Here is a 25,430-nt window from a genome sequence, read left to right on the forward strand (position 1 = left end):
TGACGGCCACCACCCGCTCCGGCCCGGCACCCCGCCGGATCAGGGCGTGCGCCAGCCGGTTCGCCCACGCGTCCAGCTCCGCGTACGACAGGGTGACGCCCTCCGCCACCACGGCCACGGCCTGCGGCGTACGGGCCGCCTGCGCCTCGAACAACTCCGGCAGCGTCACCGCGGGCAGGGGCCGCGCCGTGTCGTTCCACCCCCTCAGGACCAGCTCCCGCTCGGCCTCGTCCAGCACGGGGAGGTCTCCGAGCGTGCGTGACGGGTCGGCCGCCACGGCCTCCAGCAGCCGTACGAAGCGGGCGGCGATCCGGTGGGCCGTCTCCTCGTCGAACAGGTCGCTCGCGTAGTCGAGGCAGCCGCCGATCCCGGCCGCCTCGCCGTGCGGGCCGGTCCGCTCGGTCACCGTGAAGGAGAGGTCGAACTTCACGGCAGTGGTCTGCACAGGCAGCGTGTTCACCGCCAGTTCCGGCAGGTCCAGCGGCGCCTCGCCGGTGTTCTGCAGCGCCAGCATCACCTGGAACAGTGGGTGGCGGGCCAGCGACCTGGCCGGTGCGAGCCTGTCCACCAGGTGCTCGAAGGGAACGTCCTGGTGGGCGTAGGCGGCCAGGGAGGTCTCACGGGCGCGGGCCACCAGGTCGGTGAAGGCCGGGTCGCCGGCGGTGGTGGTCCGCAGCACGAGGGTGTTGACGAAGAAGCCGACGGCGTCGTCGAGCGCGTCGTCGGTGCGTCCCGCGACGGGCGTGCCGATGGGGATGTCGTCACCCGCTCCGAGCCGGCTGAGCAGGGCGGCCAGCGCGGCGTGCACGACCATGAACAGGCTCGCGTCGCAGTCGCGGGCGAGTCGTGCGAGTCCCGCGTACGCGGCGGCGTCCAGACTGAACGGCACTCGGCCGCCCCGGTGGCCGGCCACGGCCGGGCGGGGTCGGTCGGCGGGGAGCGCGAGCTCCTCGGGGAGGTCCGTCAACGCCTCGGCCCAGTGGGCCGTCTGCCGGGAGATCAGGCTCTCCGGGTCGGCGGGGTCGCCGAGGAGCCGGCGCTGCCAGAGGGTGTAGTCGGCGTACTGGACCGGCAGCGGTGTCCAGGCCGGGGCCGCACCCGAGCGGCGGGACGTGTAGGCGGCGGCGATGTCCCGGGCGAGCGGCAGGTTGGACCAGCCGTCGCCGGCGATGTGGTGCAGGACGAGCACCAGGACGTGATCCTCGGGGCCGAGGGCGAGCAGTTCCGCGTGCAGCGGTGGCTCGGTGGTGAGGTCGAACGGGTGGCCGGCCGCGGCGGTGACCGCCCCGGCGAGCCCGGCCTCGTCCACCGTGCGGCAGGGCAGAACGGGCGCGGCCCGCTCCGCGGCGAGCACGACCTGCTCGGGGGTGCCGCCGGTCTCCGGGTAGACGGTGCGCAGGATCTCGTGCCGGGTGACGACGTCGGCGAGGGCGGCGGTCAGCGCGGCGCGGTCGAGGCGGCCGTGCAGACGTAGCGCGAGCGGCATGGCGTACGCGGCGCCGGCGCCTTCCAGCCGGTGCAGGAACCAAAGCCGCTGCTGCGCGAACGACAGCGGGAGCGTCCCGGGCCGCGCGGCCGGGCGCAGGGCGGGCCGGGGCTCTCCCCCGGCGTCGAGCCGGGCGGCCAGGCCGGCCACCGTGGACGCCTCGAACACGTCGCGTACCGCGAGTTCCACGCCGAGCACGGCGCGGATCCGGGACACCAGCCGGGTCGCCAGCAGGGAGTGCCCGCCGAGCGCGAAGAACCCCTCGTCGATGGTGGGCCGGGCGCAGCCGAGCACCTCGGCGTACAGCCCGCACAGGATCTCCTCGCGGGCCGTGCGCGGTGCCCGGCCGCCTGCGTGCGCGAGGGGGCCGGGGGCGGGCAGGGCGCGGCGGGCCACCTTGCCGCTCGGGGTGAGCGGCAGCGTGTCCAACGGCACGACCGTTGAGGGGACCATGAACTCGGGCAGTGTCCGGGCGGCGTGGGCGCGCAGTCCTGCCGGGTCCGGTACGGCTCCCCGCGCCGCGACCGTGTAGGCGACCAGCCTGCGGTCGCCGGGGCGGTCCTCGCGCACCACGGCGACGGCGTGGGCCACGTCCGGGTGGCGTGAGAGCACCGCCTCGACCTCGCCGAGTTCGATGCGGAACCCGCGGAGCTTGACCTGGTCGTCGGCCCGGCCGGCGAACTCCAGTTCGCCGTCGGCGGTCCACCGGGCCAGGTCACCGGTCCGGTACATCCGGGCGCCCGGCGCGTCGCCGAAGGGGTTGGCCACGAACCGCTCGGCTGTCAGGCCGGGCCGGTCGAGGTAGCCCCGGGCGAGTTGCGCGCCCGCCAGGTACAGCTCTCCCCGTACACCGGGTGGCACCGGGCACAGCCCGGCGTCGAGCACGTACGCCGCCATGCCGGGGATCGGGCGGCCGATCCGGGGCCGCTCGCTGCCGGAGACGGTGGTGCCGACCGCGTCGACCGTGCTCTCGCTCGGCGCGTAGTAGTTGTGCACCTCGGTGGCGGGCAGTTCCCGCAGCCGCTGCCACAGCGCCGGGCCGGTGGCCTCGGAGCCGAGCACGATCGTGGCGGGCTGGTGCCCCTCGCCGCCGAGCAGGCCGAGCCCGATCAGTTCCTGGGTGAGGGTCGGGCTGATGGCCAGGTAGCCGATCTTGTGGGTCCGCACGTACGCGCCCAGGGCGGCCGCGTCGCGGCGGGTGTCCTCGTCCACGACGTGCAGTTCGTGGCCCGCGAGGAGGGCGAGCAGCTGCCCGACGCAGAGGTCGAACGAGAGTGACGCGGTGTGCGCCGCCCTAAGCCGGCCGCCGGCCGACCGTGCCGCCGGGGCGAGGACGCGCTCCCGGTGGTTGGCGAACAGGTTCGCGATGCCGCCGTGTCGTATGAGCACGCCCTTGGGCACGCCGGTCGACCCCGAGGTGTACACGATGAAGGCGGTGTGGTCGGCGCGCACGGCGGGCGCCGGGAACGGCCCGGCGACCGCGTCCGGCCCGTTGGGCGGCTCCCCGGCGCCGAGGAGGACGGGGTCCGCCGCGTGGCCTTCCAGCAGGTCCGCCAGTGCGGGCTCGGTGACGAGCACGCGCACCGCTGAGTCGGCGAGCATGAAGGCCAGTCGCTCCCGCGGGTAGCCGGGGTCCAGGGGCACGCACGCCCCGCCGGCCTTCCAGATCCCCAGCAGCGCCGGGACCATCTCCGGTGACCGGGTCACGCACAGTCCGACCCGCGTGTCGGGGCCCACACCGTGTTCCGCCAGCCGCCGGGCCAGCCGGTCGGCCCGTGCGCGCAGCTGGGCGAACGTCAGCGTCGTGCCGCCGGCGACGACCGCGGGCGCGTCGGGGGTCAGCGCCGCCTGCCGCTCGAACAGCTCGGTGACGGTGAGGCCGGGCGCGTCCTGCGGGTTGCCGGCCCACGCGCCCAGGATGCGTTCCCGTTCCTGGGGGCGGAGAATCTCCAGCTCACCGATGCGCCGGCCGGGGTCGGCGGCCGCGTCGCCGAGCAGCCGTACGAAGCGGGCCACCAGTTGCTCGGCGGTGTCACGGTCGTACAGGTCGGCGCTGTACTCCAGGACGCCGCCGAGGCCCGCGGGCTCGCCGGCGGGGCCGCGGGCCTCGGTGAGCCCGAAGGACAGGTCGAACTTGGCCGCGCCGGCCTCGGCCATGTCCGGGCTCACCCGCAGCCCGGGCAGTTCCAGCCGGGGCTGGGCGTTGTTGTGCAGGGTCAGCATGGTCTGGAACAGCGGGTGCCGGGCGGCCGAGCGGGCGGGGTTCACCACCTCCACCAGGTACTCGAAGGGCACGTCCTGGTGGGCGTAGGCGGCCAGCGCGGTCTCCCTGACCCGGCCCAGCAGCTCGTCGAAGCCCGGGTCGCCGGAGGTGTCCAGACGCAGCACGAGGGTGTTGAGGAAGAACCCGACGAGGTCGTCGAGCGCGTCGTCGGTGCGGCCGGCGATCGCGCTGCCGAGCGGGATGTCGGTGCCCGCGCCGAGGCGGGTGAACAGGGCCGCGAGGCCGGCCTGCAGCACCATGAACAGGCTCGCGCCCGAAGCGCGGGCCAGTTCCTCCAGGCGGGTGTGCAGCTCGGCGTCGACCGAGACGGGAACGACCCCGCCGGTGTAGCCGGCCACCGCGGGGCGGGGCCGGTCGGTGGGCAGGTCCAGCTCCTCGGGCAGCCCGTCGAGGGCGCGGGTCCAGTAGGCGATCTGCCGGGCGGCCAGGCTGCCGGGGTCGTCCTCTCGGCCCAGCAGCTCCTGCTGCCACAGGGTGTAGTCGGCGTACTGGACCGGCAGCGGCTCCCAGCGCGGCGCCCGCCCGGTCAGGCGGGCCGCGTAGGCCTCGGACAGGTCCCGGGCCAGCGGGCCGTTCGACCAGCCGTCGCCGGCGATGTGGTGGATGACCACGGCCAGCACGTGGACGTCCGGGCCGAGCGCGAACAGCTCGGCGCGCAGCGGCATTTCGTGGGTGAGCTGGAACCGGTGGGCCGCCGCGGCGGCCACGGCCCCGGCGAGCCGGGCCTCGCCCGCCTCACCGGTGCCACCGGCCTCGGCGAGTCGCCGTACCGGCAGGTCGACGGCAGCGGCCGGCCCGGCGTCCAGGACGACCTGGCGCGGCAGCCCGCCGGAGTCCGGGAAGACCGTGCGCAGACTCTCGTGCCGGGCCACGACGTCGCCGAGCGCGGCGGCGAGCGCGGTGTGGTCGAGCCGGCCCTCCAGCCGTACGACGAAGGGCAGGTTGTAGTTCGGGCTCGCCCCCTCCAGCTTGTGCAGGAACCACAGCCGGCGCTGCGCGAACGACAGCGGGACCGTCTCCGGGCGGCGGGAGAAGGGGCGGATCGGGGGGCGTCTGCGGTCGTGCGCGCCCTCCAGGCGTGCCGCGAGCCCCGCCACCGTGGGCGTCTCGAACACGGCCCGGATGGGCAGTTCGGCGCCGAGGACGGTGCGTACGCGGCTGACGAGGCGGGTGGCGAGCAGGGAGTGGCCGCCCAGGGCGAAGAACTCGTCGTCGATGCCGACCCGGGGGACGCCGAGCACCTCGGCGAACAGGCCGCAGAGGATCTCCTCCTCCGGGCTGCGCGGCGGCCGGCCCGCGCTCGCCCGCGCCAGTGCGGGTGCGGGCAGGGCCCGCCGGTCCACCTTGCCGTTGCGGGTCAGCGGCAGCGCGCCGAGGGTGGTGAACAGCGCCGGAACCATGGACTCGGGCAGTCGCCGCGCCAGGTGCGCGCGTAGTTCCGCCGGGTCCGCCGGTTGCGTGCCGGCCGGGACGACGTACGCCGCGAGCCGCTGGTCCCCCGGTCGGTCCTCCCGCACCACGACCGCCGCCCGCGCCACCGAGGGGTGATCGGCCAGCGCGGCCTCGACCTCGCCGAGCTCGACCCGGTGACCGCGGATCTTGACCTGTTCGTCGGCGCGGCCCGCGAAGGCGAGCACCCCGTCCGCCGTCCATCGGGCGAGGTCCCCGGTCCGGTACATCCGGGCGCCCGGCTCGTCGCCGAAGGGGTTCGCGACGAAGCGCCCGGCGGTCAGGCCCGGCCGGCCGAGATAGCCGCGCGCCACCTGCTCACCGGCGATGTACAGCTCCCCGGTCACCCCCGGCGGCACCGGCCGCAGCCACGCGTCGAGCACGTACGCCCGCACGCCCGTCATGGGCCGGCCGATCGGGACGGTGGCGGCGCCCGCCGGCTCGCCGGGCGCGAGGTGGAGGTCCAGGCACCCGACGGTGACCTCGGTCGGGCCGTAGTGGTTGACCACGGTCACGTCGGGATGGCGTGCGCGCCACTCCTCCAGCGGCCCGGCGGGCAGCGCCTCGCCACCGAGCATGAGCTGCCGCACCGGGGCGAACCCGACGGGCAGCGCGGCCAGGATCCCCAGGTGACTCGGGGTCGCCTTCATGAACGTCACCGGGGTGCGGGCCAGCAGCGCCGTCAGCCAGGGGTCGTCGTCCAGGCCGGCCACCACCGCGCACCCGCCCGAGGTGAGGGCACCGTACAGGCCCGTGACGGACAGGTCGAAGGCCAGCGGCGTGGGAACCAGGACCGTCCCGTCCAGGCCGGTGTAGACGCGCCGGGCGCGGGCCACGTATCCCGCGAGACCGCGGTGCGCGACCACCACGCCCTTCGGCCGGCCCGTGGAACCCGAGGTGTAGATCACGTACGCGGGGTGGTCCGGCAGCAGCGGGGCGGCCCGGTCGGTGTCGGTGGGGCTGGTCGCGGGCTGCCGTTCCAGCTCCCGGACGGTGTCCGGGTGGTCGAGCAGCAGGCGTGCGGTGCCGGTGCCCCCGGGGAGTCCCTCGGCCGACCGGCCGTCCGTCACCAGCAGGGCGGGCGCGGCGTCGTCGAGCAGCCCGGAGACGCGCGCGCCGGGCTGCGCGAGGTCGACCGGCAGATAGGCGGCACCGGCCTTGAGCACCGCGAGCAGCGTGACGACCAGCTCGGCGGAGCCGGGCAGCGCGACGGCGACCACCCGCTCCGGGCCGATCCCCCGGGAGATGAGCAGGTGAGCCAGGCGGTTGGCCCGGGCGTCGGTCTCCGCGTAGGACAGCTCGGCGTCGGGCGCGGCGACCGCGCGGGCTCCCGGGGCGGCGGCGGCCTGCCGCTCGAACAGTTGCGGCAGCAGCCCGGCGGGCTGCGTGTCCTTCCCGCCGGTGCCGCTCCACTCCGTCAGGAGGCGGCGGCGTTCGGCTCGGCCGAGGACGTCCAGGGCGTGGAGAGGCGCGTCGGGGTCCTCCGCCGCCGCCTCCAGCAGCCGTACGAAGCGGGCCGTGAGGGCTTGGACGGTGGCCCGGTCGAACAGGTCGGCACTGTATGCGACGTATCCTTCGACACCGCCGGGACCGCCGTCGGCGTCGGAGGACTCGGTCAGGTTGAACGCCAGGTCGAACTTGGCGGTGCCCGCCTCCACCCGCTCGGCCTCGGCGCGCAGGCCGGGCAGTCCGGTCGGCGCCGCCAGCCGGCCGGTGAGCGTCAGCAGCACCTGGAACAGCGGGTGCCGGCTCAGCGACCTGGCGGGGTTGAGCACCTCCACGAGGTGCTCGAAGGGCACGTCCTGGTGGGCGTAGGCCGCCAGGTCCGTCTCCCGTACGCGGGCCAGCAGCTCGCCGAAGCCCGGGTCACCGGAGGTGTCGGTGCGCAGGACCAGGGTGTTGACGAAGAAGCCGACCATGTCGTCGAGGGCGTCGTCGGTGCGCCCCGCGACAGGGGACCCGATCGGGATGTCGGTGCCCGCGCCGTGCCGGGTCAACAGCGCGGCCAGTCCGGCCTGGAGCACCATGAACAGGGTCACTCCGCGGAGCTCGGCCAGTGCCACGAGCCTTCCGTGCAGGCCGGCGTCGAGGCGGACCGCCACGCTGCCGCCGCGGTGGCTCGCCACGGCGGGACGCGGGCGGTCGGCGGGCAGGTCCAGCTCGTCGGGGATCCCGGACAGGGTGCGGGCCCAGTACGCCACCTGGCGCGATACGAGGCTGTCGTCGTCGCTCTCCTCCCCCAGCAGGTCCCGCTGCCACAGCGTGTAGTCGGCATAGGTGACCGGCAGGGGGGTCCAGGGCGGCTCCTCGCCGCGGAGGCGGGCCGCGTAGGCGGTGGACAGGTCGCGGCCCAGGGGCGTCATGGACCAGGCGTCACCCGCGATGTGATGCACCACCAGCGACAGCACGTGCCGGTCGGGGCCGAGCCTGAACAGCTCCGCGCGCAGCGGCGGCTCGGCGGTCAGGTCGAAGGCCGTGGCCGCGCCCGCCGCCAGGGCCTCCGCAAGCCCGGCTTCGTCGACGTGGCGCACCGGCAGGGCGGCGACGGCGGCCGCGGGGCCGAGCACGACCTGGTGCGGTGTGCCGTCAGCCTCGGGGAAGACGGTACGCAGGCTCTCGTGACGCGTCACGACGTCGGTGAGCGCCGCTCGGAGGGCCGCCTGGTCGAGTACGCCCTCCAGTCGCAGGACGAACGGCATGTTGTAGTCGGCCCCGGCCCCGGGCCCCTCCAGCCGGTTGAGGAACCACAGCCGGCGCTGGGCGAACGACAGCGGCAGCATCTCCGGCCGCTGCCTGGGGCGCACCGCCGGCCGGGCCGCTCCGTCCGCCTGCCGCAGCGCCTCGGCGAGACCGGCCACCGTCGGCGCGTCGAACAGGGCGCGGATCGGCAGTTCGGCGCCCGACGCGGCCCGTATCCGGCTCAGCAGCCGGGTCGCCAGCAGGGAGTCCCCGCCGAGGTCGAAGAAGCGCTCGTCGATGCCCACCCGGTCCACGCCGAGGACACCGGCGAACAGTTCGCACAGCATTCGCTCGGTCGCGTCGCGCCCCGGACGCCGCTGCGGACTCCGGGTGACCGCCGGGGCCGGCAGGGCCGCCCGGTCGAGCTTGCCGTTGGCCGTCAGGGGCAGCCGGTCCAGGACGACGACGGCCGCCGGCACCATGTGGCCGGGCAGGTGCCGGCCGGCGAACTCCCGCAGCGCGGCCGCCTCGGGCCGGGCTCCGCCCGCGGGGACGGCGTAGGCCACCAGCCGCCGGTCGCCGGGCCGGTCCTCGCGCACCAGCACGACGGCCTGCTCGACCGCCTCGTGCCGGGCCAGTACGGCCTCGATCTCCCCGGGCTCGATGCGGAACCCGCGCAGCTTGACCTGGTCGTCCGCCCGCCCGGCGTGGTCGAGCCTGCCGTCCCGGCCCCGCCGGACGCGGTCCCCGGTGCGGTACATCCGCTGCCCGGGGCAGCCGAAGGGGTCGGCCACGAAGCGACCGGCGCTCAGGCCCGGATGCCCGAGGTAGCCGCGGGCGAGTCCCGGTCCCGCCACGTACAGCTCGCCGGTGACACCGGGCGGCACCGGCTGCAGGGCGTTGTCGAGCACGTAGGTGCGCAGGTCGGGGATCGGCTCGCCGATCACGCTCCGGGGCGGCTCGGCGGCCGCGTCCCGCTCGTCCAGCCGGGCGTAGGTGACGTGCACGGTGGTCTCGGTGATGCCGTACATGTTCACGAGCCGGGGCGCGTCGGCCGGATGCCGCCGGTACCACTCGCGTAATCTGCCGGGGTCCAGCGCCTCTCCGCCGAGGACGACCGTGCGCAGCGCCAGTCGCGCGGAGAGCCGCGGGTCGTCCTGGTCGGCCCGCATCAGCTGGTAGAACGCCGACGGCGTCTGGTTGAGCACCGTCACGCGGTGGCGTACGAGCAGGTCGAGGAAGCGGGCGGGGGAACGGCTCACGTCCTGCTCCACGACGACCAGCCGGCCGCCGTGCAGGAGCGCTCCCCACAGTTCCCACACGGAGAAGTCGAAGGCGTAGGAGTGGAACAGCGTCCACACGTCGTCCGTGCCGAAGCCGAACCACGCGTCGGTCTCCCGGAACAGCCGCACCACGTTCCGGTGCGGGACCGAAACGCCCTTGGGGGTGCCGGTCGATCCCGAGGTGTAGATGACGTACGCCGGGTGCGCGGGGTCCAGCCGCCCGGCCCGTCCGGCGTCGGTGAGGTCGCCGTCGGGCTCGGCGGCCAGGGCACGGGCGGTGGCGTCGTCGTCCAGCCGCACGGTGTCCGCGTCACAGGGCGTCCCGGAGTCCGGTGAGCCCGTGGTGACCAGGCACACGGGGTCGGCGTCGCCGAGCATGAGCGCGATCCGCTCCGGCGGGTAGCCGGGGTCGACCGGCAGGTACGCGGCGCCCGTCTTCACCACCGCGAGCAGGGCCACCACGAGGCCGGCGGAGCGCGGCAGCGCCACGGCCACCAGCCTCTCCGGTCCCGCTCCCCGCCCGATCAGCAGCCGCGCCAGCCTGTTGGCCCGCTCGTTCAGCTGTGCGTAGGTGAGTTCACCCTCCCCGTCGGCGACGGCGACGGCGTCGGGGGTGCGGGCGGCCTGCTCCTCGAACAGTGCCGGCAGCGTCAGGGCGGGCGCGGCGGCGCGGGAGGCGTCCGCCGCCGGCGGCGGCGGCAGTGCCCGGGCGCGCTCGCCGGGGAGCAGGAGGTCGATGCGGCCGACGGGCTGTTCCGGGTCGGCCGCGGCGAGGCCCTCCAGTACGCGCAGGAAACGCCGTTGGTGCGCGGCGTTCTCCTCCGCCTCGTACAGAGCGGGGTTGGCGTCGAAGTCGACGTGCAGCGAACCGTCGCCGAAGCGGTCGTCGACGCGGACGGAGAGGTCGGCGACGGGCCCGATGGACAGGTTGCGGGTCGTGGCCCGAGCCGTCCCGAAGGCCAGGGCGTAGGGGAAGGACATGATATTGACCGTCGGGCCGAAGAGGCGACGCTCGCCGCCGACCGTCCGCAGCTCACGGCCCAAGTCCTCGTACCGGTACCGCTGGTGCTTCAGCAGCTGCCGGGTCTCGGCGGACACCTGGCGCATCAGGTCCCGGCCGCTCATGTCCGGCCGGACCTCCAGCCAGAGCGGCAGCTCGTTGGACATCGGCCCGCGGACGTTCCGGCCGCCGCCGGTGCGCGCGGCCACCGGGATGCCGAGGGCCACTTCACCGGCGCCGGTCATCCGGCCGAGGTACAGCGCCGTGGCGGCGATCAGGGGGACCGGCAGACCTACCCCCAGCCGACGCGCCAGCGCGCGCAGGCCGTCGGTGGTCGCGTCCGGTATGCGCGCGCTCTGCCGCAGGAAGCTCCGCGAGACGCCGGCCGTCCGGCCCGCGAGGGTGACCGCCTCGGGACGGCCCGCCAGCCGGTCCAGCCAGTGGGCCCGATCGCCCACGAAGCGCTCCGACTCCCGGTACGCGGCGTCGTGGGCCAGGAGCAGGTCCAGCGAGCCGCCGTCGTCCTTCCGCTCCGGCACCCCGGTCACGAGGGCCGTGTAGATCTCGGCCACCCGGTGCGCGAACAGCGCGCACATGTGTCCGTCGGTGACGAGGTGATGGCCGCGCAGGTACAAGAAGCTGCGGTCGGCCCCGGCCCGTAACAACGCCAGGGTGAATGTCCGGCCTGATTCCAGGCTCACCGGCCGGGCCATCTCGGTCCGCATCCAGTCCTCGGCCGCCGCACGCGGATCCGGCTCCGCGCCGACGTCGAGAACGCGGAACGCCCAGTCGTCGGCGGACCGGTACGTCTGGTGTGGTCCCCGGCCGTCGTCGTCGGTGAACCGGACGTTGAGGGTGTCGGTCTCCGCCACCACCCGCCGCACCGCTGTCTCCAGCGTCGGCACGTCGAGGGAACCGTCGATCTCCAGGTACTCGGCGGTGTTGTAGCTCGGGCTGTCCGGGTCGAGCTGCTGCGCGAACCAGATGCCACGCTGCGCCGACGACAGAGGCCAGCTGCGGTGCGGAGTACCGGGCACTACCCATCCCCTCTTTCTTCCTCCTGCTCGCCGGACGGCGTGCTGGAGGAGGCCACACCACTGCGTCCGGCCCGTGAAAAAGCGCGAGGTCCCGCACAGCCGGCCCAGGCCGTGTCATGCGGGGGATTCGTGCCGGAAGGCGCCCGCCTGACGGTGGCGGAACAGGCCGTGAATCCGCGCCTTCGTGGATTCCGTACGCTCGGAGTCGTCCGCCATGAGGCGCCGGTACGGAATCCCGGAAGAATCCGTAGGGCCGATATGACGGACCGCCCCCGGAGCAGCGGCAGCGTGATGTCTGGCCAAGTGATTGGTCGGAGCGTCGAAAAGCATCTGACCCGAAGGACGATACATAGTTTCAACTAGCAAACAACATGTGCCGGACGTCACGTTTACGACGATCGACCTCTGAATCGTGCCTCGCCTTCGCTGGTCAGAGTGACGCGAGTGAGACTCGACCTTCCCGTTACTGAGGGTAGGCGTGAGGCGAACGTGACGAGATCCGGTCCCCCGCTCCGCGTGATCAAGCCATTGCTCTATTCACGCCCGGCGCAGGCCCTTCGAGCAGGCGGCCGACGACGAGGTTCACCCTGCCGACGGGGCTCGGTGGCTCATGCGAGGACACGGTTGAACGCCATCGAAGTGACGATGGTGACGACTCGGATACCGTCACCCGGAACGGTCATGCCCCGGCCCTGACGACCACTCCATTACCGCTCCCCTACGCTCGGAAAGCGTCCGCATTCTTTCCGGAACATGTCCACTCCGAGACCGGGACGGAATCTGAGGGACTCCCGGCCGCGGAGCGATCTCAGGGAACGTTTTGCGCCAGCGTCACACTTCCATGGCGAGCCTTAAGGGCTTCCGACTTCACGGAGATACCCCCCGGCCCGGAAATGCCGTTGTCCGAGGCGGCCTTGCCCAGCGGTTCCGTGGCCTGCCATGCCAGGGGCTCGCGTCCGAACATCTTGGTCGGCAGCGCGTCGGGGGTGCCGGCTCCACCCCGGGCCGGATGGCCACCCCCTATGGCGTCGGAACGTGCCTCATCCGGCCGTAGGAGCGCCTGCGGTGCCGAACCACTTGGCCAGCGCGACCTCGAGCGTCCGCTGATCCTCGCCGACCCACGCGACGTGCCCGTCCGGCCGAAGCAGTACCGCCGGCACGTCCAGCTCTTCGCTGATGTCGGCGACGTGGTCGACCCGGTCGGCCCAGCCGTCCACCGAAAGCCGCCCCGACTGGTCAAGCAGCAGCCCGCTGCCGGTGCGCATCAGCTCGAACAGGCGCCCGTGCTTCAACCGGACGTCGCGCAGCCGCCGCCCGAGCAGGGCATGGCCCTCACCGAAGTCGTACCGGACGCTGACTGCCGTGATCTTCTCGATCAGGAACCGGTGGACGTCGTCGAAGTCCATCAGCTGCGCCAACAACCGCCGAACCGCCTGCGGCCCGGGCTCGTTGGTCGTCAGCTGCATCTGCGCACGAGTGTTGTCCAGCACGTCGGCGGCCACCGGGTGCCGCTCGGACGCGTAGCTGTCCAGCAGACCGTCCGGCGCCCAGCCGTTGATGGCCGCCGCCAGCTTCCAACCCAGGTTGAACGAGTCCTGGATTCCGAGATTCAGCCCCTGCCCACCCATCGGCGGGTGGACGTGCGCGGCGTCCCCGGCCAGAAACACCCGTCCGACCCGGTAGCGCTCGGCCTGGCGGGTCGCGTCGCCGAAGCGCGACAGCCAACGAGGTGAGTGCACACCGAAGTCGGTGCCGGCGTACTTGTGCAGCTGTTGCTTGAACTCCTCGAGCGTCGGCGGCACCGAACGGTCTTCGACCACGCCCTCAGCCGGCACGACCACCCGGAACACCCCCGGCTTGCCCGACGGCCCGATACCGAACCGCTTCTCGGTCTTGCGGACCTCGGTCATCACTTCGATGAGGTCGTCACCTCCATCTCGCCCAGCAGCGTGTCGATTCTCGACGGCTCGCCGGGGAACCCGACCCCGAGCAGTTTCCGAACCGTGCTTCGCCCACCGTCGCAGCCGACAACAAACCGCGCCCGCAACGGCGTTGCGGTGCTGTCGCCAAGATGGACGGTCACGCCGTCGTCGTCCTGCTCCAGCCCGGCCACTGCACAGCCGCGCCGGATCTCGGCTCCCGCTTCGGCCGCGTGCTCGGCGAGCAACCGGTCGGTGAGCGTCTGCGGAATGCCGAGCACGTATCCGTGGGCGGTGTCCAGCCCGGTGGGAGCGGGCTTCTCGATGCCAGCGAAGAACCCCCGGACGCCACCGGGCACGATCGGGTACTGCTTGCCGTTCTCGAGGAACCGCTCCAACAGCCCCCGCTGATCCATCACCTCGATACTGCGCACGTGCAGCCCGAGCGACCGCACGAACGACGGCAGCTCGGCCTCCTTCTCCAGCACGAGCACGCCGACGCCCTGCAGACGCAGTTCGCTCGCCAGCATCATGCCGGTCGGCCCGCCGCCGACAATGATCACATCGAACATTCATTCCCCCATGGTGTGGCGATTCTCGCGCTCGGCCGACGATTGTGCGCCACGACCGGGGTCTTGCCGCAAGCCCGGGTGTGCGGTATATCTTTACAGTGGCAAGGAGTCCCCTCCTTGCCTTTGCTGTTTTTCGGCCAGCGCGCGCAGCCGAGCCCACAGTTCGACGGCCGGCTCGCCGAGCACGACGGCAACGAGCGCCAGTCCGAACAGCACGCAGTCGTGCTCCGGCGAGCGCCTACCGCTGGAGAGCGGTGCGAAAGGCTTCGCGGCCGACATGGCCAGCCGGCCTCGACTTGACCGCCCGTCCGGTGCAGCGCCGGACGCGAGAAGCGGGACCGGACCTACACGGACCTGCGCGCCGTGCGACAGGGCTGTGCTGCCGACTGCCATGCTGTCCCGAGCCGCGGCCACCGGGCACCCGCCGCTGCGGCGGCGCACCCGCATGCGTCCTGCCCGTAGCCGTGATGCGTAGACGGGTGTGGTGAGGACTCCGCGCTGTGAGCCGCAACCCTTGGCGTGGTCAATGCGCTCGGACGGATACGCCATGGTTGTCGGTCCGACGGAGCACCGCGGCCTGCCGGACCGGTGCGGGCCACACCTGGATGAGGTACCACTCGGTGATGCCGTCCGGAGCGAGGTCGACGGCTGCGTCCCGGCCGCGCGCGTGGATTCGCAGACGGTAGGTGTCAGGGCCGTCGAAGGACAGCGCGGGCAACTCCTCGTCCAGGTCGGCCATCAGGCCGCGCACCATCAGTCCTCCCGATACCGAGTGCAGAGAGACTTCGACGATCTCCTCCCAGGCGGCATCCACGGGCCGGGGAGCGTCGGCGTGGAAGGTGACGGTGACGTCGACATCTCCGGTGTGGATGCCGGTGAGCACGGTCGCGATGCCGTCTTGTACCTCGACCAGGCCGTTGTGCTCGCGGGGCACGTCGGGGCCGACGGGCCCGGTCTCGTCGCTGATCCGGAACTGGTGGTGGTGCACGGGTACGAGCTGGTGGTAGCGCGCGGCCTGCTCGTTCATGTCATCTCCGGGCTGCTCGGCGAGGGCAGAGAGACAGCGCGGTCCTGCCTCGCGACGGCGGGTTGCCCGTCATCCCGGCAGCACGCGACGGCGCGCGAGCGAGGGGACCCGGAACATCCGCACCCTCACCGCCTCGTCCTGTCCTGCATGGAACGGGCGGGCAGGTCCGACGCGGGTGCCCAGCGCATCACCTTTGCCAGGTCGCGGTATATGCGGTCGGCTTCGCCGCGCACCTGGGCGGGGATGTCGCCGCGCTCGGTGACGAGGCGGTTGAAGATGGGGGTTTCCTGGAACACGCTGAGGTCTGCTTTCTACCGGTGGACCGGCCACGGGTCGGCGCCGCCGGATGAGGTGAGGGGGATGAAGGTGAGGCCGGGCAGGTACGGCTGGAGGTGGTCGCGAAACCACTGCGCGTACGCTCGGTGTTCAGCTCGTCGGAGTCGATGCCGAGCAGCCGGGTCGTCGGCCGGCTCGTTCCACGGCCGTCCCTCGGGGCCGCGGCAGTTGTTCCTTGCGGTCCAGGTCGTCGGACTCGCGCAGCTTGCCGTCCGCGGGCCTCTTGACCATGTCGAAGGCGAGCGGGGGCGGGGTACCGAGGTACTCGTGCAGTCGCGTCCAGGAACGGGCCATACCCGGCACCCTATGGCGTGGCGCTGACACTACGCACCCGCCCCTTCGCGCACGTGAGTTTCGCCTGGCGGAGCATCCGGTCAGCACTGGTCGAGGTCGGTCAGTGTGGCGGTTGAGGCGAAATGGCGGGACAAACCGGTGGAAATCCGCGCGCCGTCCAGCGGGCTCCTGAGCCCGGCTGCCATGCTCATGGGCTGTGGCGCAGCTCGGTTCTCGTGACGGCCGGCGGCGTGATGACTCGACACGACAGCAACTTCAAGGAAGGTGGCTTCCCATGGCGAAGCGAGGACGTACGTCTCAGCGGCAGCGCACGGCAGGCGAGGCTGCCCGGCGGGCCGCCGCGGCTGTTCGACTCGCCCAACTCCCGCCGCCGCAACGTGTGGCCTCGAGCGCGGTGGTGCAAGTCCCGGTGCACGCCCGGCAGGCCGGGTGGAATGGCACTCACGGCGTCTCTCAGGTGTCGGTGTGCGCGTCCGATTGCCACGACTGCGCCGAAGCCCGGGAGCGTTTCGCCGCCATCCGTGCCGAGTCGGTCGTGCAGCGGAACCGCTTCGACGAGCCCGCCCGTTATCCCTACGCTGCCGGCAAGCACACGCTTCACCGCGTCGGCTGCCGTGAAGTCGAGCAGTCGGTTGGCCAGGTGAAGGGCGACGACTCCACGTGGATGCACGGCGCCTTGACCCGCTTCGCACACGAGGGCACCACCGACTCCGGATGGGCGACGCACATGCGGGTGATGGACAGCCGGCAAGCGGCGGCCTGGGTCACGGAGCGCATCGGTCCACGGGGCGGTGTCCGTTACCGCCTGTGCCGTATCTGCGCGCCTGCACTGCCCACGGCTGAGTGACGGCGGACAGCGTCTGCCGGTCTGGCACCGAGCCTCCGCCAACATCGCCCTCCGTCGGCGGCGATCGCCCCCGGTCCGGTGGGGCGCCGTGCTGCGGGCAGTGAGGAACGCGCCATCGCCCGGTCCAGGGGCCGTCCACCTGGACGAGGAGACGGGAACACATGCTGAGTTCGTGCCTGCTCCAGCATCTTCCCTCGTGCCCTCCGTGCTGGGCCGACCGGGCCGGGCCGCCGCACCGGCCCCGCTGACGGACGCGCTGTGTCTGTCGGAGTGCCTTGGTCCCGGTGCCCGACCCGCGAGTCTCCGCGGACGTCGTTACCTGCTGTCCGCGCTGGTGACCGCGGCCGCGGCGAGTGCCTGGCCGGCGCCCGCTCGCGCACCGCGACACCGCAGCACAACAGTGACGCGCCGGTGCGGGTCTGCCAGGCCCTCGGCTTCCCGTCGCCCAGCTGACCGGCACCGTGTCCGTCCCGCATCCCCATACCCCGCGAGTCTCCAGGGCTCGCAACGCCATGTCGGCCCGCCCTGGGCGGGCCGACTGCTCCAGCGGGACGAACACGCCCGGCTCTGCCGCATCGGACCGCGGGCCCGTCCCGGCCTGTGCGACCGGGCCGGGACACTGCTGCGCACGCGTCAGAGGATGCGCCAGGCGACGGCGTACGGCTGGCTGAACCGGGTGATCCGGTGGGCCCTGACCACGACCTCGGCCTCCCCGGCGGGGATGTCCCGCCACAGCACCTGCTCGACGTTGTTGACACGGTCGAAGCCGGGGTCCGTGCCCATGTTGCCGTGACGCTCCTGGCCTTCCGCCCGGACGATCAGGTTGAGGTCGTTCTGCAGGGCCGCGCCAGGGGGATCCGTATAGACGAGGGTGACCTTGAGGGTGCGGACCGCCCCCTCCGGGATCGCGATGGCGAACGCCCGCTCTTCTCCCTGGTCCAGTTCCTTGGCGTCGGTGAAGCCCGCCCGGCCGGCGTCGGTCGGCAGGACGACGGCACGCTCGAGGTTGACGATGCCGAAACCTGAGCTGTTGTTCGGGGAGGCACCCGCCTCGGTGGGACTGTACTGGCCGGAGAGTTCGTCTGCACCGTTGATCAGCATGGCCTTGACGAGCGCGGCGCTGGGCTTCGGTGTGCCGTTCTTCACCAGCGTCTCGCGCAGCACCGCCACACAGCCGGCGACCAGCGGAGTGGCCATGCTGGTGCCACTGTCGAACATGTATGCGGGGTCAGCGGAGACACCGAAGTGGTGCGGGTCGGGAGCCACGCGCGAGCGGGTGGACAGGATCGACGTGCCGGGGGCGACGATGTCCGGCTTGATCCGGCCCTCCTGGGTCGGGCCGCGACTGCTGAAGGCCGCCAGCCCGGCCGGATTGTCCGCCATCCGGTCGCCGCGGATCGGCGAGGCGGGGAACGAAAGCGGCCTCAGTTCGTCATAGGTGCGGGAGATCTCGGGGCGGTTGCTCTCACTGGCACCGACGGTGATGACGTTCTTGGCTCCGGTCTCCCCGCTGACGGACCTGAGGTTGACGCGGCCGTCACCGTCGCGGTCCGTGCCCTCGTTGCCCGCGGCGAAGCAGATGACGAAGTCCTTGTTGTCCCAGACCATCTGATCGACTTCGGCCGCGCTCCGGTTGTAGGGGAGCCCGGGAGTGGTCGGGCCCCACGAGTTGGTGTGGATCCGCGCCCCGTCCTCCAGGAAGGGCGGCGTGAACAGGTCAAGCAGGTTGTCCGGGAAGCCGGTGAGAAGACCGTCCGCGTCCAACAGGGACTGGAGGACCAGTCTCGCCTCGGGAGCCGTGCCGGTGATGGCGCCGCCCATCGCCGCCGACGTCCCGTCGCCGAGGACCGAGCCCGCCACGTGGGTGCCGTGCCCGTCGGGGTCGTCCGTCCGCGCGGGGCTCCTACGTCCCAGAGCGATCAGTCGCTTGACCCGGCCGTCGAAGGCGGGATGCACGTTGGTGATCGATCCCTTGTCGAAGCCGGTATCGGCGACGCACACGATCTGGCCCTCGCCGCGGAACTTCGTGCCGTTGAGTGACACGTGGGCATGCATCAGCTTCCCCGCGACGGTGTTGTACAGCACCCTCTCTGGGACCTCCTCGATGGTCCGCACCTCGTCGAGTGCGGCCAGTGCGACCAGGTCCTCCTCACGGACCTTCATGCGCAGCTTGCCCTGGTCGGGCCGTAGCTCGCCGGGGCTGACCCCGGCCGCCGCGGCGATCCGGTCCTGTACCCCGTCCGTCCTCGCGTCGACGTCCTCGTGGAGGACGACGTCGACGATACGGCTCCGGGGCCCCGCCGTCTCCAGGGGGTCGGCGAGCACGGCCACGCCCGGGCGGAGCCGGTTCGACCGGAGCGACTGAGCGATCTTGAAGCCCCTGAGATACACATCCGCCCAGGCCACGAAGGACAGTGCGCGCACGGCGGCCAGATCAGTGGGCCGGTAGCCGCACAGGTAGGTGTCGTCCGGAACGTACTCCTGGATCACCACACCGAGTGCCGCGAGCTGCTCCTTCTCCTCGGGCGTGGGCGGGTGCGTGGTCTGGACGAGCAGGTAGTTGGACTCGGAGGCGTCCTCGGACGTCAGCGAGTGGGTGGCCATCTCATCGGCCTGGGCCAGCGGGTCCACCGTGACGCCGTTGATGGTGATACGGGACATGCCGAACTCCCGGAGGGTGCGTGGGGGGGGCGAAGGGGCGCACTGGGCAACCGCGGTTCTCTCCGCCAGGGCCCGGGCCGGCGCCCGTTCGACCGGAACCCGTCCGGGACGGTGGCACGCCTGGCTGCGCGGTCTCTTCCGTTCAGCCAACACGCTAGGCGGGCAGGTCCCCGCCGGCACGTGGAGCCCCGAGGGAGGCCTCCATCCGGGCCTGATGTTGCTCCGAAGGGGGCGTTCCCGCCGGCAGGTGGCGCTCGGGCGCGCGCACCGGGAGCAGCGCCGAGTCGGGGCCTTCACCCGAATGCCCCTCGGAGCAGGCCGGCAGCATGCGACCGGGCAGAGGCTTCGGCACCGTCACGAAAGCCTGACGGCGGTCCTCGGTGCACGGAGCCGACGGCGCCTGACCCCGTGGCTGATCGCCGTCTGCCTCCGCCCGCTCGTGGCGGCTGGATCACCGAGACGGCTTCCGTGCCGGAGTGGGGGCATGTGCTGCTGCTCGCAGCGGTCGCGGGGATGCTGCTACGCGGTGCGAGCACGACCCTGCCGCTGGCCCTACGCCGGCAGTTGACCGGGGAGCGGGCGGGTCCACCCGTGCTGCCGGCGCTGGGGTCGGCTGCCCTCGTCACCATGACGGCCGTACGGTCCTGCGCCGGGAGCGGGCGGAGCCGAACGGCCTCCCGGGGCCGGGCGGCGGAACCGCCCACCGGCACCGGCCGCGCTTCCCGGCTTTTGAGCGTCACGGCCGGCACCACCCGGGACGCGGAACCTCAGGGCAAGGTCTTGCAGGCGTCTCAGCACACTCGACCGGGTCGGCTCAGTGGGGTCCGGGCTGTCAGATTCCAGCTCTCCTGGTCGTCTCACGGGTGGGTCGGTGCGGATTTCCCGGGGCCGTGGACCCGCCGACCGGCCCTGCGGCGGCGACCGAGGACGACCTCGTCGCCCACCGCGACGACCGCTCCCCGCAGCAGGATGTGCCGGTCCCGGCGGGCACGTGGCAGCGGCGCCCGGCGGCTCGTCACCCCTCCGGCGCCCGCAGTCGCCGCACCCGCGCGGGGGCCGGGCCGGTCGACTCGCGCGGGACGTAGGTGGTGCGCAGGGTGTGGCGGCGGGGCCGGGCCGTGGAGCCGTTGATACGGCGGACCAGGATGTCCGCCGCGAGCCCGCCCAGTTCCTGGACCGGCTGGCTGACCACGCTCAGTCGTGGCCGGACGAGCGTGGCCCACTCGGCGTCGTCGAAGCCCGTGACGGAGACGTCGTCGGGGATGCGGGCGTCGAGGTCGAGCAGGGCGTCGAGGGTTCCGAGCGTGGCCACGTTGTCGGTGGTGAACAGCGCGGTGGGCCGGTCGGGTGAGCTCATCAGTTCCAGTACGGCGGAGCGCGCCCAGGTCCGGTCGTACCCGGTGTGCCGGATCAGTTCCGCCTCGCGCGGGATGCCGGCGGCGCGCAGGGCCTGCCGGTAGCCGGTGAGTCGCTCGGTCGTGGTCCAGATGTCCGCGCCCGGTGCCAGCCGCGTGGAGTTCTCCTCGGGGGACGCCGAGGTGACCACCGCGATGCGGGTGTGGCCCGCCCCGGTGAACCTGGCCACGGCTGCCTTGGCGGCGCCGCGGTTGTCCACCACGACCGTGTCCAGGGCGGCGCCGCTCACCACACGGTCCAGGAGGACCACGGGGATGCCCGAGGCGACGGCCTTGTCCAGGTGTTCGTGGTCGGCCGCGGCGGGCGCCACGACCAAGCCGTCCACGCGCCGCTCGATGAACAGCTGTACCGCGGCCTTCTCCGTCTCGCCGTTCTCGTCGCTGTTGGCGAGGACGACCTGGAGGCCGGCCTTGGCGGCGACGTCGGTGACGCCGCGCACCGCACGGGCGAAGTAGGCGTTCTCCACGTCGGCGACGACCACGCCCAGCGTGTGGGTGCGTCCGCTGATCATGCTGCGGGCCACCGCGTTGGTGCTGTAGCCCAGTTCGGCGGCGGCGGCCAGCACCCGCTCGCGGGTGGCCGCGCTCGACGACCCGTACCCGCCCAGGACCCGGGCGGCGGTGGCCTGTCCCACGCCGGCGTGCCGGGCGACGTCGGGGATGGTGACGCGACGCGGCGGCCGTGGGGTGTTCGGCATGGGCGGTCTCTTCACGGGTGACGGCTCGGCGGACGCCGAGGGACGGGTCGATGAAATCCGGCGCCATTCAACCATTGACGGGCGGCGCATGCGGGTGGGTAAGGTACGAGCCCGTTGGTAACGTTATCAAAGTCTGCCACCGGCACCCCGCCCGCCCGCCTTCCCGGGCCGATCAGGGCATGCCCCTGCCCACCGTCGGTCCGGTCCCACGCCCCTGAACACCGGAGGTATCACGGATGGCAACCGACACCCTCTCGCCGCCACCGACCGCGAGTCCGGCCATCGCCCTCGTCGACGTGGTCAAGGACTTCGGCGGTGCCGAAGCCGGTGCCCGGGACGCGGCGGCCGTCCGCGGCGTCGACCTCTCCATCGGCGAGGGCGAGTTCTTCTCACTCCTCGGGCCCTCCGGCTGCGGCAAGACCACCACCCTGCGGATGATCGCGGGCTTCGAGGAACCGACCGGCGGCCAGATCCTGCTGCACGGCCGCGACATGGTCGGCGTGCCGGCCAACAAGCGCGACATCAACATGGTCTTCCAGTCCTACGCCCTCTTCCCGCACCTCAGCGTCGCCGACAACGTGGCGTTCGGGCTGCGCCGCAAGCGCGTACCCAAGGAAGAGATCCGTGACCGGGTCGAGAAGATCCTGGGCACCGTCGAACTCACCGACAAGGCCGACCGCCGCCCCCGCCAGCTCTCCGGCGGCCAGCAGCAGCGCGTCGCGCTGGCCCGCGCCCTGGTCAACCGCCCTCGCGCGCTTCTCCTCGACGAACCCCTCGGCGCCCTCGACCTGAAACTGCGGCAGTCCATGCAGCTGGAGCTCAAGCGGATCCAGCGCGAGGTCGGCATCACTTTCGTCTACGTCACCCACGACCAGGCCGAGGCCCTGACCATGTCCGACCGGATCGCGGTGATGAACCACGGCCGGGTCGAGCAGGTCGCCCCGCCCCAGGAGGTCTACGAACGACCCGCCACCGCGTTCGTCGCCGGCTTCATCGGCACCTCCAACCTGATCGGCGGGCGTCTGACCTCCGTGGAAGCGGGGACCGGGGTGCTCGATCTCGGCGACGGCCAGCGCGTCACGGTCCCGTTGCGCGGGTCCCACACCGCCGGAGCGGTCGTCGAACTCACCGTGCGGCCCGAGAAGATCACGCTGACCAGCGGTTCCGCCGACACCGCCAGCCGTATCCGCGGCACGGTCCGAGAGGTGGTCTACCTCGGTACCTCCACCAGCTACACGGTGGTCACCGGCGCGGGAGCGGAGATGACGGTCTTCCAGCCCAACGACGGCACCGCCTCCGTCACCCCGGCCCGTGGCGACGCCGTCTGGCTGTCCTGGGCCACCGACCACTCCTACCTGCTCACCACCGCGCCCGCACCCGCGGCGACCGCCGCGGGTGCGGCCTCCCCCACCTTGCGCTGACGACAGGCAGGCCACCATGCCCGAGCACTCCACCCCCTTCGCGCCCCGGCCCCGCGGACTGACCGGGCGCGGCCTCTCCCGGCGCGGTCTGCTGCGCGCCGCGCTCGGCGCCGCCGCGCTGGCCCCGCTCGCCGCGTGCAGCGTCCCCGGCGCCCGTAAGCACGTCCCCACCGGCAAGGCCGAGATCGCGGCGGCCGTCAGCGACTTCTGGACCGGGAAGAAGAAGTCCGGGCAGCTGGACTTCGTCAACTACACGCAGTACATCGACGTCGACCCCGTCGACCAGAGCAGGCACCCCACCCTGGACGCCTTCACGCGCCGGAGCGGCATCGAGGTCACCTACAACGAGCTGATCGACGACAGCGCCTCCTGGTTCGGCAAGATCCAGCCCGAGTTCGCCTCCGGTCAGGGCATCGGCTACGACCTGATGGTCGTCGGCGGCGACAGCTACCTCACCAAGTACATCGAACTGGGCTACCTCGCCCCGCTCGACCACAGCCGGCTGCCCCACTTCGCGAAGTACGGCGGAGCCGCGTTCAAGAACTCCTCCTTCGACCGCGGCAACGTCTACACCGTCCCCTGGCAGTCCGGCATGACCGGTATCGGCTACGACCCGGCCCAGGTCGGCCGGAAGATCACCAGCTGGCAGGACCTGCTCGACCCCAGGCTGCGCGGCAAGGTCGGCATGTGGAACGACGCGGTGCAGATGGGCAACATCGCGCTGCTGGCCGTCGGCGTGGACCCGGAGACCTCCACCCACGCCGACTGGCGCAAGGCGGCGGCCTGGCTGCGCAAACAGCGTGACGCCGGCATGGTCCGCTCCTACTCCACCGCGACCTACCAGTCCTCTCTCCAGCGCGGCGACCTGGCGGCCTCGCTCGTGTACTCGGGCGACGTCTTCCAGGCCAACCGGAGCGGCTCGGAGCTGGAGTTCGTCATCCCCGAGGAGGGCGGTCTGCTGTGGACCGACAACCTCTGCATCCCGTCGACGGCCGCCCACCCCGTCGACGCACTGACCTACATGGACTACGCCTACCGGCCCGAGGTCGCCGCCGAGATCAGCGAGACCGTGCAGTTCGTCTGCCCCGTCCCCGCCGCACAGCGGGTCGTCGCCCGCGACGCGGCCGCCGCCACCGGCAAGCGGCACACCGTGCTCGACGCCCTGAGCACCAGCCCCCTGGTCTTCCCGACCGAGGCCGACAAAGCGAAGCTGCGCCACCTGCGGGTGCTCGACCAAGAGGAGGAGAAGCAGTGGAACGCGCTGTTCGAACCGATCTACCAGGCCTGACCAGGCGGTGCCGACGTCGTCCGGGAGCCGCGCTGGCCCCCTACCTGATGATCCTGCCGGGCTGGCTCTGGCTGGCCGCCTTCTTCGTCACCCCCGTCATCGTGATGGTGTCACTGTCGCTGCAGACAGGCGACTTCATCGACGGATTCCGCCAGACCCTCCACTTCCAAACGTACGCCGACGTGGTGCGCACCTACCATGTGCAGCTGGTCCGGTCCCTGGCATACGGCGCTGCGGCCACCGTCGCCTGTGCTCTCGTCGGTTATCCGGTGGCCTACTGGATCGCTTTCCGGGCCGGCCGGCACAAGTCGGTGTTCCTCTTCCTGCTCCTGCTGCCGTTCTTCGTCTCCTTCGTCATCCGCACCCAGTCCTGGAACGTGGTCCTCGCCGACCACGGTGTCCTGCTCGGACCGCTGAAGGACATGGGCCTGCTCTCCGACGGCTTCCACCTGCTGGCCACGCCCTACGCGGTGATCGGCGGGCTGACCTACAACTTCCTGCCGTTCATGGTGCTGCCCGTCTACGTCGCCCTGGAACGGGTGGACCCGAAGGTGATCGAGGCCTCCACCGACCTGTACGCCTCCAAGGCCGGGACCTTCCTGCGCGTGGTGCTGCCGCTGTCGCTGCCCGGCGTCTTCGCCGGGGTGCTGCTCACCTTCGTGCCCGCCTCCGCCGACTACGTCAACGCCGGCATCCTCGGCGGCCCCTCCACGACGATGATCGGCAACATCATCCAGACCGAGTACTTCACCAACCTCGACTATCCCGGCGCCGCCGCCCTGTCCTTCGTCCTCATGGGCGCGCTGCTGCTGGCCGTCTTCACCTACGCCCGGACCCTGGGCACCGACGACGTGCTCGAGGCGGCCGCGCGATGACCGTACGAACCCTCGCTCCCGCGACCGACGCGCTCGCCACGCCGCGTCCGCGCCCCGCCCGGCGCGTGCGCCGCCGCCCCGCCCTGACCCTGTACACCGTGCTGGTACTGGCCTGGCTGCTGCTGCCGATCGCCGTCATGGTCCTGTTCGGTTTCAACGACACCCAGGGCAAGGTGAACTTCACCTGGCAGGGCTTCACCCTGGGCTGGTACCGGCACCTGTTCGCCATCCCCAACCTGACCGCCGCCCTGGTCAACAGCCTCACCGTCGCCCTGGTCGTCGCCGTGGTCGCCACCCTCCTCGGCACCCCGATCGGGCTGGCGCTCGGCCGCTACCGCTTCCGTGGCCGGAGCTCCGTCGACCTGCTGATGTTCGCCGCCATCGCGGCGCCCGAGATCGCCCTCGGCGCCGCTCTGCTGTCACTGTTCATCGTCATGGGCGTGCCCCGCGGCTACTGGACGGTCGTGATCGCGCACGTGGCGTTCTGCGTTCCCTACGTCGCCATCACCGTACGGGCACGCATGGCGGGACACGACCCGACCCTCGAGGAGGCCGCCCGCGACCTGGGAGCGGGCCCCTGGACGGCGTTCCGCCTCGTCACCCTGCCCATGCTGCTGCCCGGCGTGGCCTCCGGCGCCCTGCTGTGCTTCGCCCTGTCCATCGACGACTACGTCATCACCAGCTTCAACGCCGGCCGTACGGTCACCTTCCCGCTGTGGGTCTACAGCGCCAGCCGTACCGGCGTACCTCCGCAGGTCAACGTCATGGGAACGCTGATCTTCGTCGGCGGGCTGGTCATCGCCGGGGCGAACGTCCTGTTCTCCCGGCGCCGCGCCGCCTGACCCGCTCCACTCCCCCG

11 protein-coding genes and 1 pseudogene are annotated in these 25,430 nt (G+C 72.4%); 5 read left to right on the top strand and 7 right to left on the bottom strand.

Annotation, left to right across the window (positions count from 1 at the left end; genetic code table 11):
- The 5 genes and pseudogenes from ACF1BE_RS32915 to ACF1BE_RS32935 form a co-directional block, all read right to left on the bottom strand.
- On the bottom strand, window positions 1–11,218 hold an 11,218-nt coding region (locus ACF1BE_RS32915), incomplete at its 3' end, for an amino acid adenylation domain-containing protein (RefSeq protein ID WP_392202659.1).
- Window positions 11,219–12,258: 1,040 nt separating this feature from the next.
- Window positions 12,259–13,709, bottom strand: a pseudogene (rox, locus tag ACF1BE_RS32920) (rifampin monooxygenase).
- A gap of 523 nt (window positions 13,710–14,232) precedes the next feature.
- A complete protein-coding gene (locus ACF1BE_RS32925) occupies window positions 14,233–14,736 on the bottom strand; it encodes a hypothetical protein (RefSeq protein WP_392202660.1) in 504 nt (167 codons plus the stop codon).
- Window positions 14,737–14,861: 125 nt separating this feature from the next.
- Complete coding sequence (locus ACF1BE_RS32930; RefSeq protein ID WP_392202661.1) at window positions 14,862–15,032, bottom strand: hypothetical protein; 171 nt, start codon at window positions 15,030–15,032, stop codon at window positions 14,862–14,864.
- A 130-nt stretch (window positions 15,033–15,162) separates the two neighbouring features.
- Window positions 15,163–15,366, bottom strand: a complete 204-nt coding sequence (locus ACF1BE_RS32935) for a hypothetical protein (RefSeq protein WP_392202662.1) — start codon at window positions 15,364–15,366, stop codon at window positions 15,163–15,165.
- Between the two features lie 274 nt (window positions 15,367–15,640).
- Here ACF1BE_RS32935 and ACF1BE_RS32940 point away from each other — a divergent pair, with 274 nt between their 5' ends.
- A complete protein-coding gene (locus ACF1BE_RS32940; RefSeq protein WP_392202663.1) occupies window positions 15,641–16,213 on the top strand; it encodes a hypothetical protein in 573 nt (190 codons plus the stop codon).
- A 633-nt stretch (window positions 16,214–16,846) separates the two neighbouring features.
- Here ACF1BE_RS32940 and ACF1BE_RS32945 read toward each other — a convergent pair.
- A complete protein-coding gene (locus ACF1BE_RS32945; protein ID WP_392202664.1) occupies window positions 16,847–18,874 on the bottom strand; it encodes a S8 family serine peptidase in 2,028 nt (675 codons plus the stop codon).
- A 1,015-nt stretch (window positions 18,875–19,889) separates the two neighbouring features.
- Window positions 19,890–20,987, bottom strand: a complete 1,098-nt coding sequence (locus ACF1BE_RS32950; protein ID WP_392202665.1) for a LacI family DNA-binding transcriptional regulator — start codon at window positions 20,985–20,987, stop codon at window positions 19,890–19,892.
- Window positions 20,988–21,223: 236 nt separating this feature from the next.
- On the opposite strand from ACF1BE_RS32950, the gene ACF1BE_RS32955 reads away from it, so the two are divergent.
- Genes ACF1BE_RS32955 through ACF1BE_RS32970 form a run of 4 tightly spaced genes read left to right on the top strand, consistent with a single transcriptional unit; the run spans window position 21,224 to window position 25,413 of the window.
- Window positions 21,224–22,408 (top strand): ABC transporter ATP-binding protein, encoded by a 1,185-nt coding sequence (locus tag ACF1BE_RS32955; RefSeq protein ID WP_392202666.1) that lies wholly within the window; start codon window positions 21,224–21,226, stop codon window positions 22,406–22,408.
- 16 nt (window positions 22,409–22,424) lie between these two features.
- Window positions 22,425–23,696 carry a spermidine/putrescine ABC transporter substrate-binding protein gene (locus ACF1BE_RS32960; protein ID WP_392202667.1) on the top strand — a complete coding sequence of 424 codons (1,272 nt, stop codon included), beginning with the start codon at window positions 22,425–22,427 and terminating at the stop codon, window positions 23,694–23,696.
- A complete protein-coding gene (locus tag ACF1BE_RS32965) occupies window positions 23,660–24,571 on the top strand; it encodes an ABC transporter permease (RefSeq protein ID WP_392202668.1) in 912 nt (303 codons plus the stop codon). Before ACF1BE_RS32960 ends, ACF1BE_RS32965 begins: the two co-directional genes overlap by 37 nt.
- Window positions 24,568–25,413, top strand: a complete 846-nt coding sequence (locus ACF1BE_RS32970) for an ABC transporter permease (RefSeq protein ID WP_392202669.1) — start codon at window positions 24,568–24,570, stop codon at window positions 25,411–25,413. Before ACF1BE_RS32965 ends, ACF1BE_RS32970 begins: the two co-directional genes overlap by 4 nt.
- Window positions 25,414–25,430: the final 17 nt, after the last annotated feature.

It is taken from the genome of Streptomyces sp. NPDC014991 (assembly GCF_043080665.1).
Taxonomy (GTDB): Bacteria; Actinomycetota; Actinomycetes; order Streptomycetales; family Streptomycetaceae; genus Streptomyces.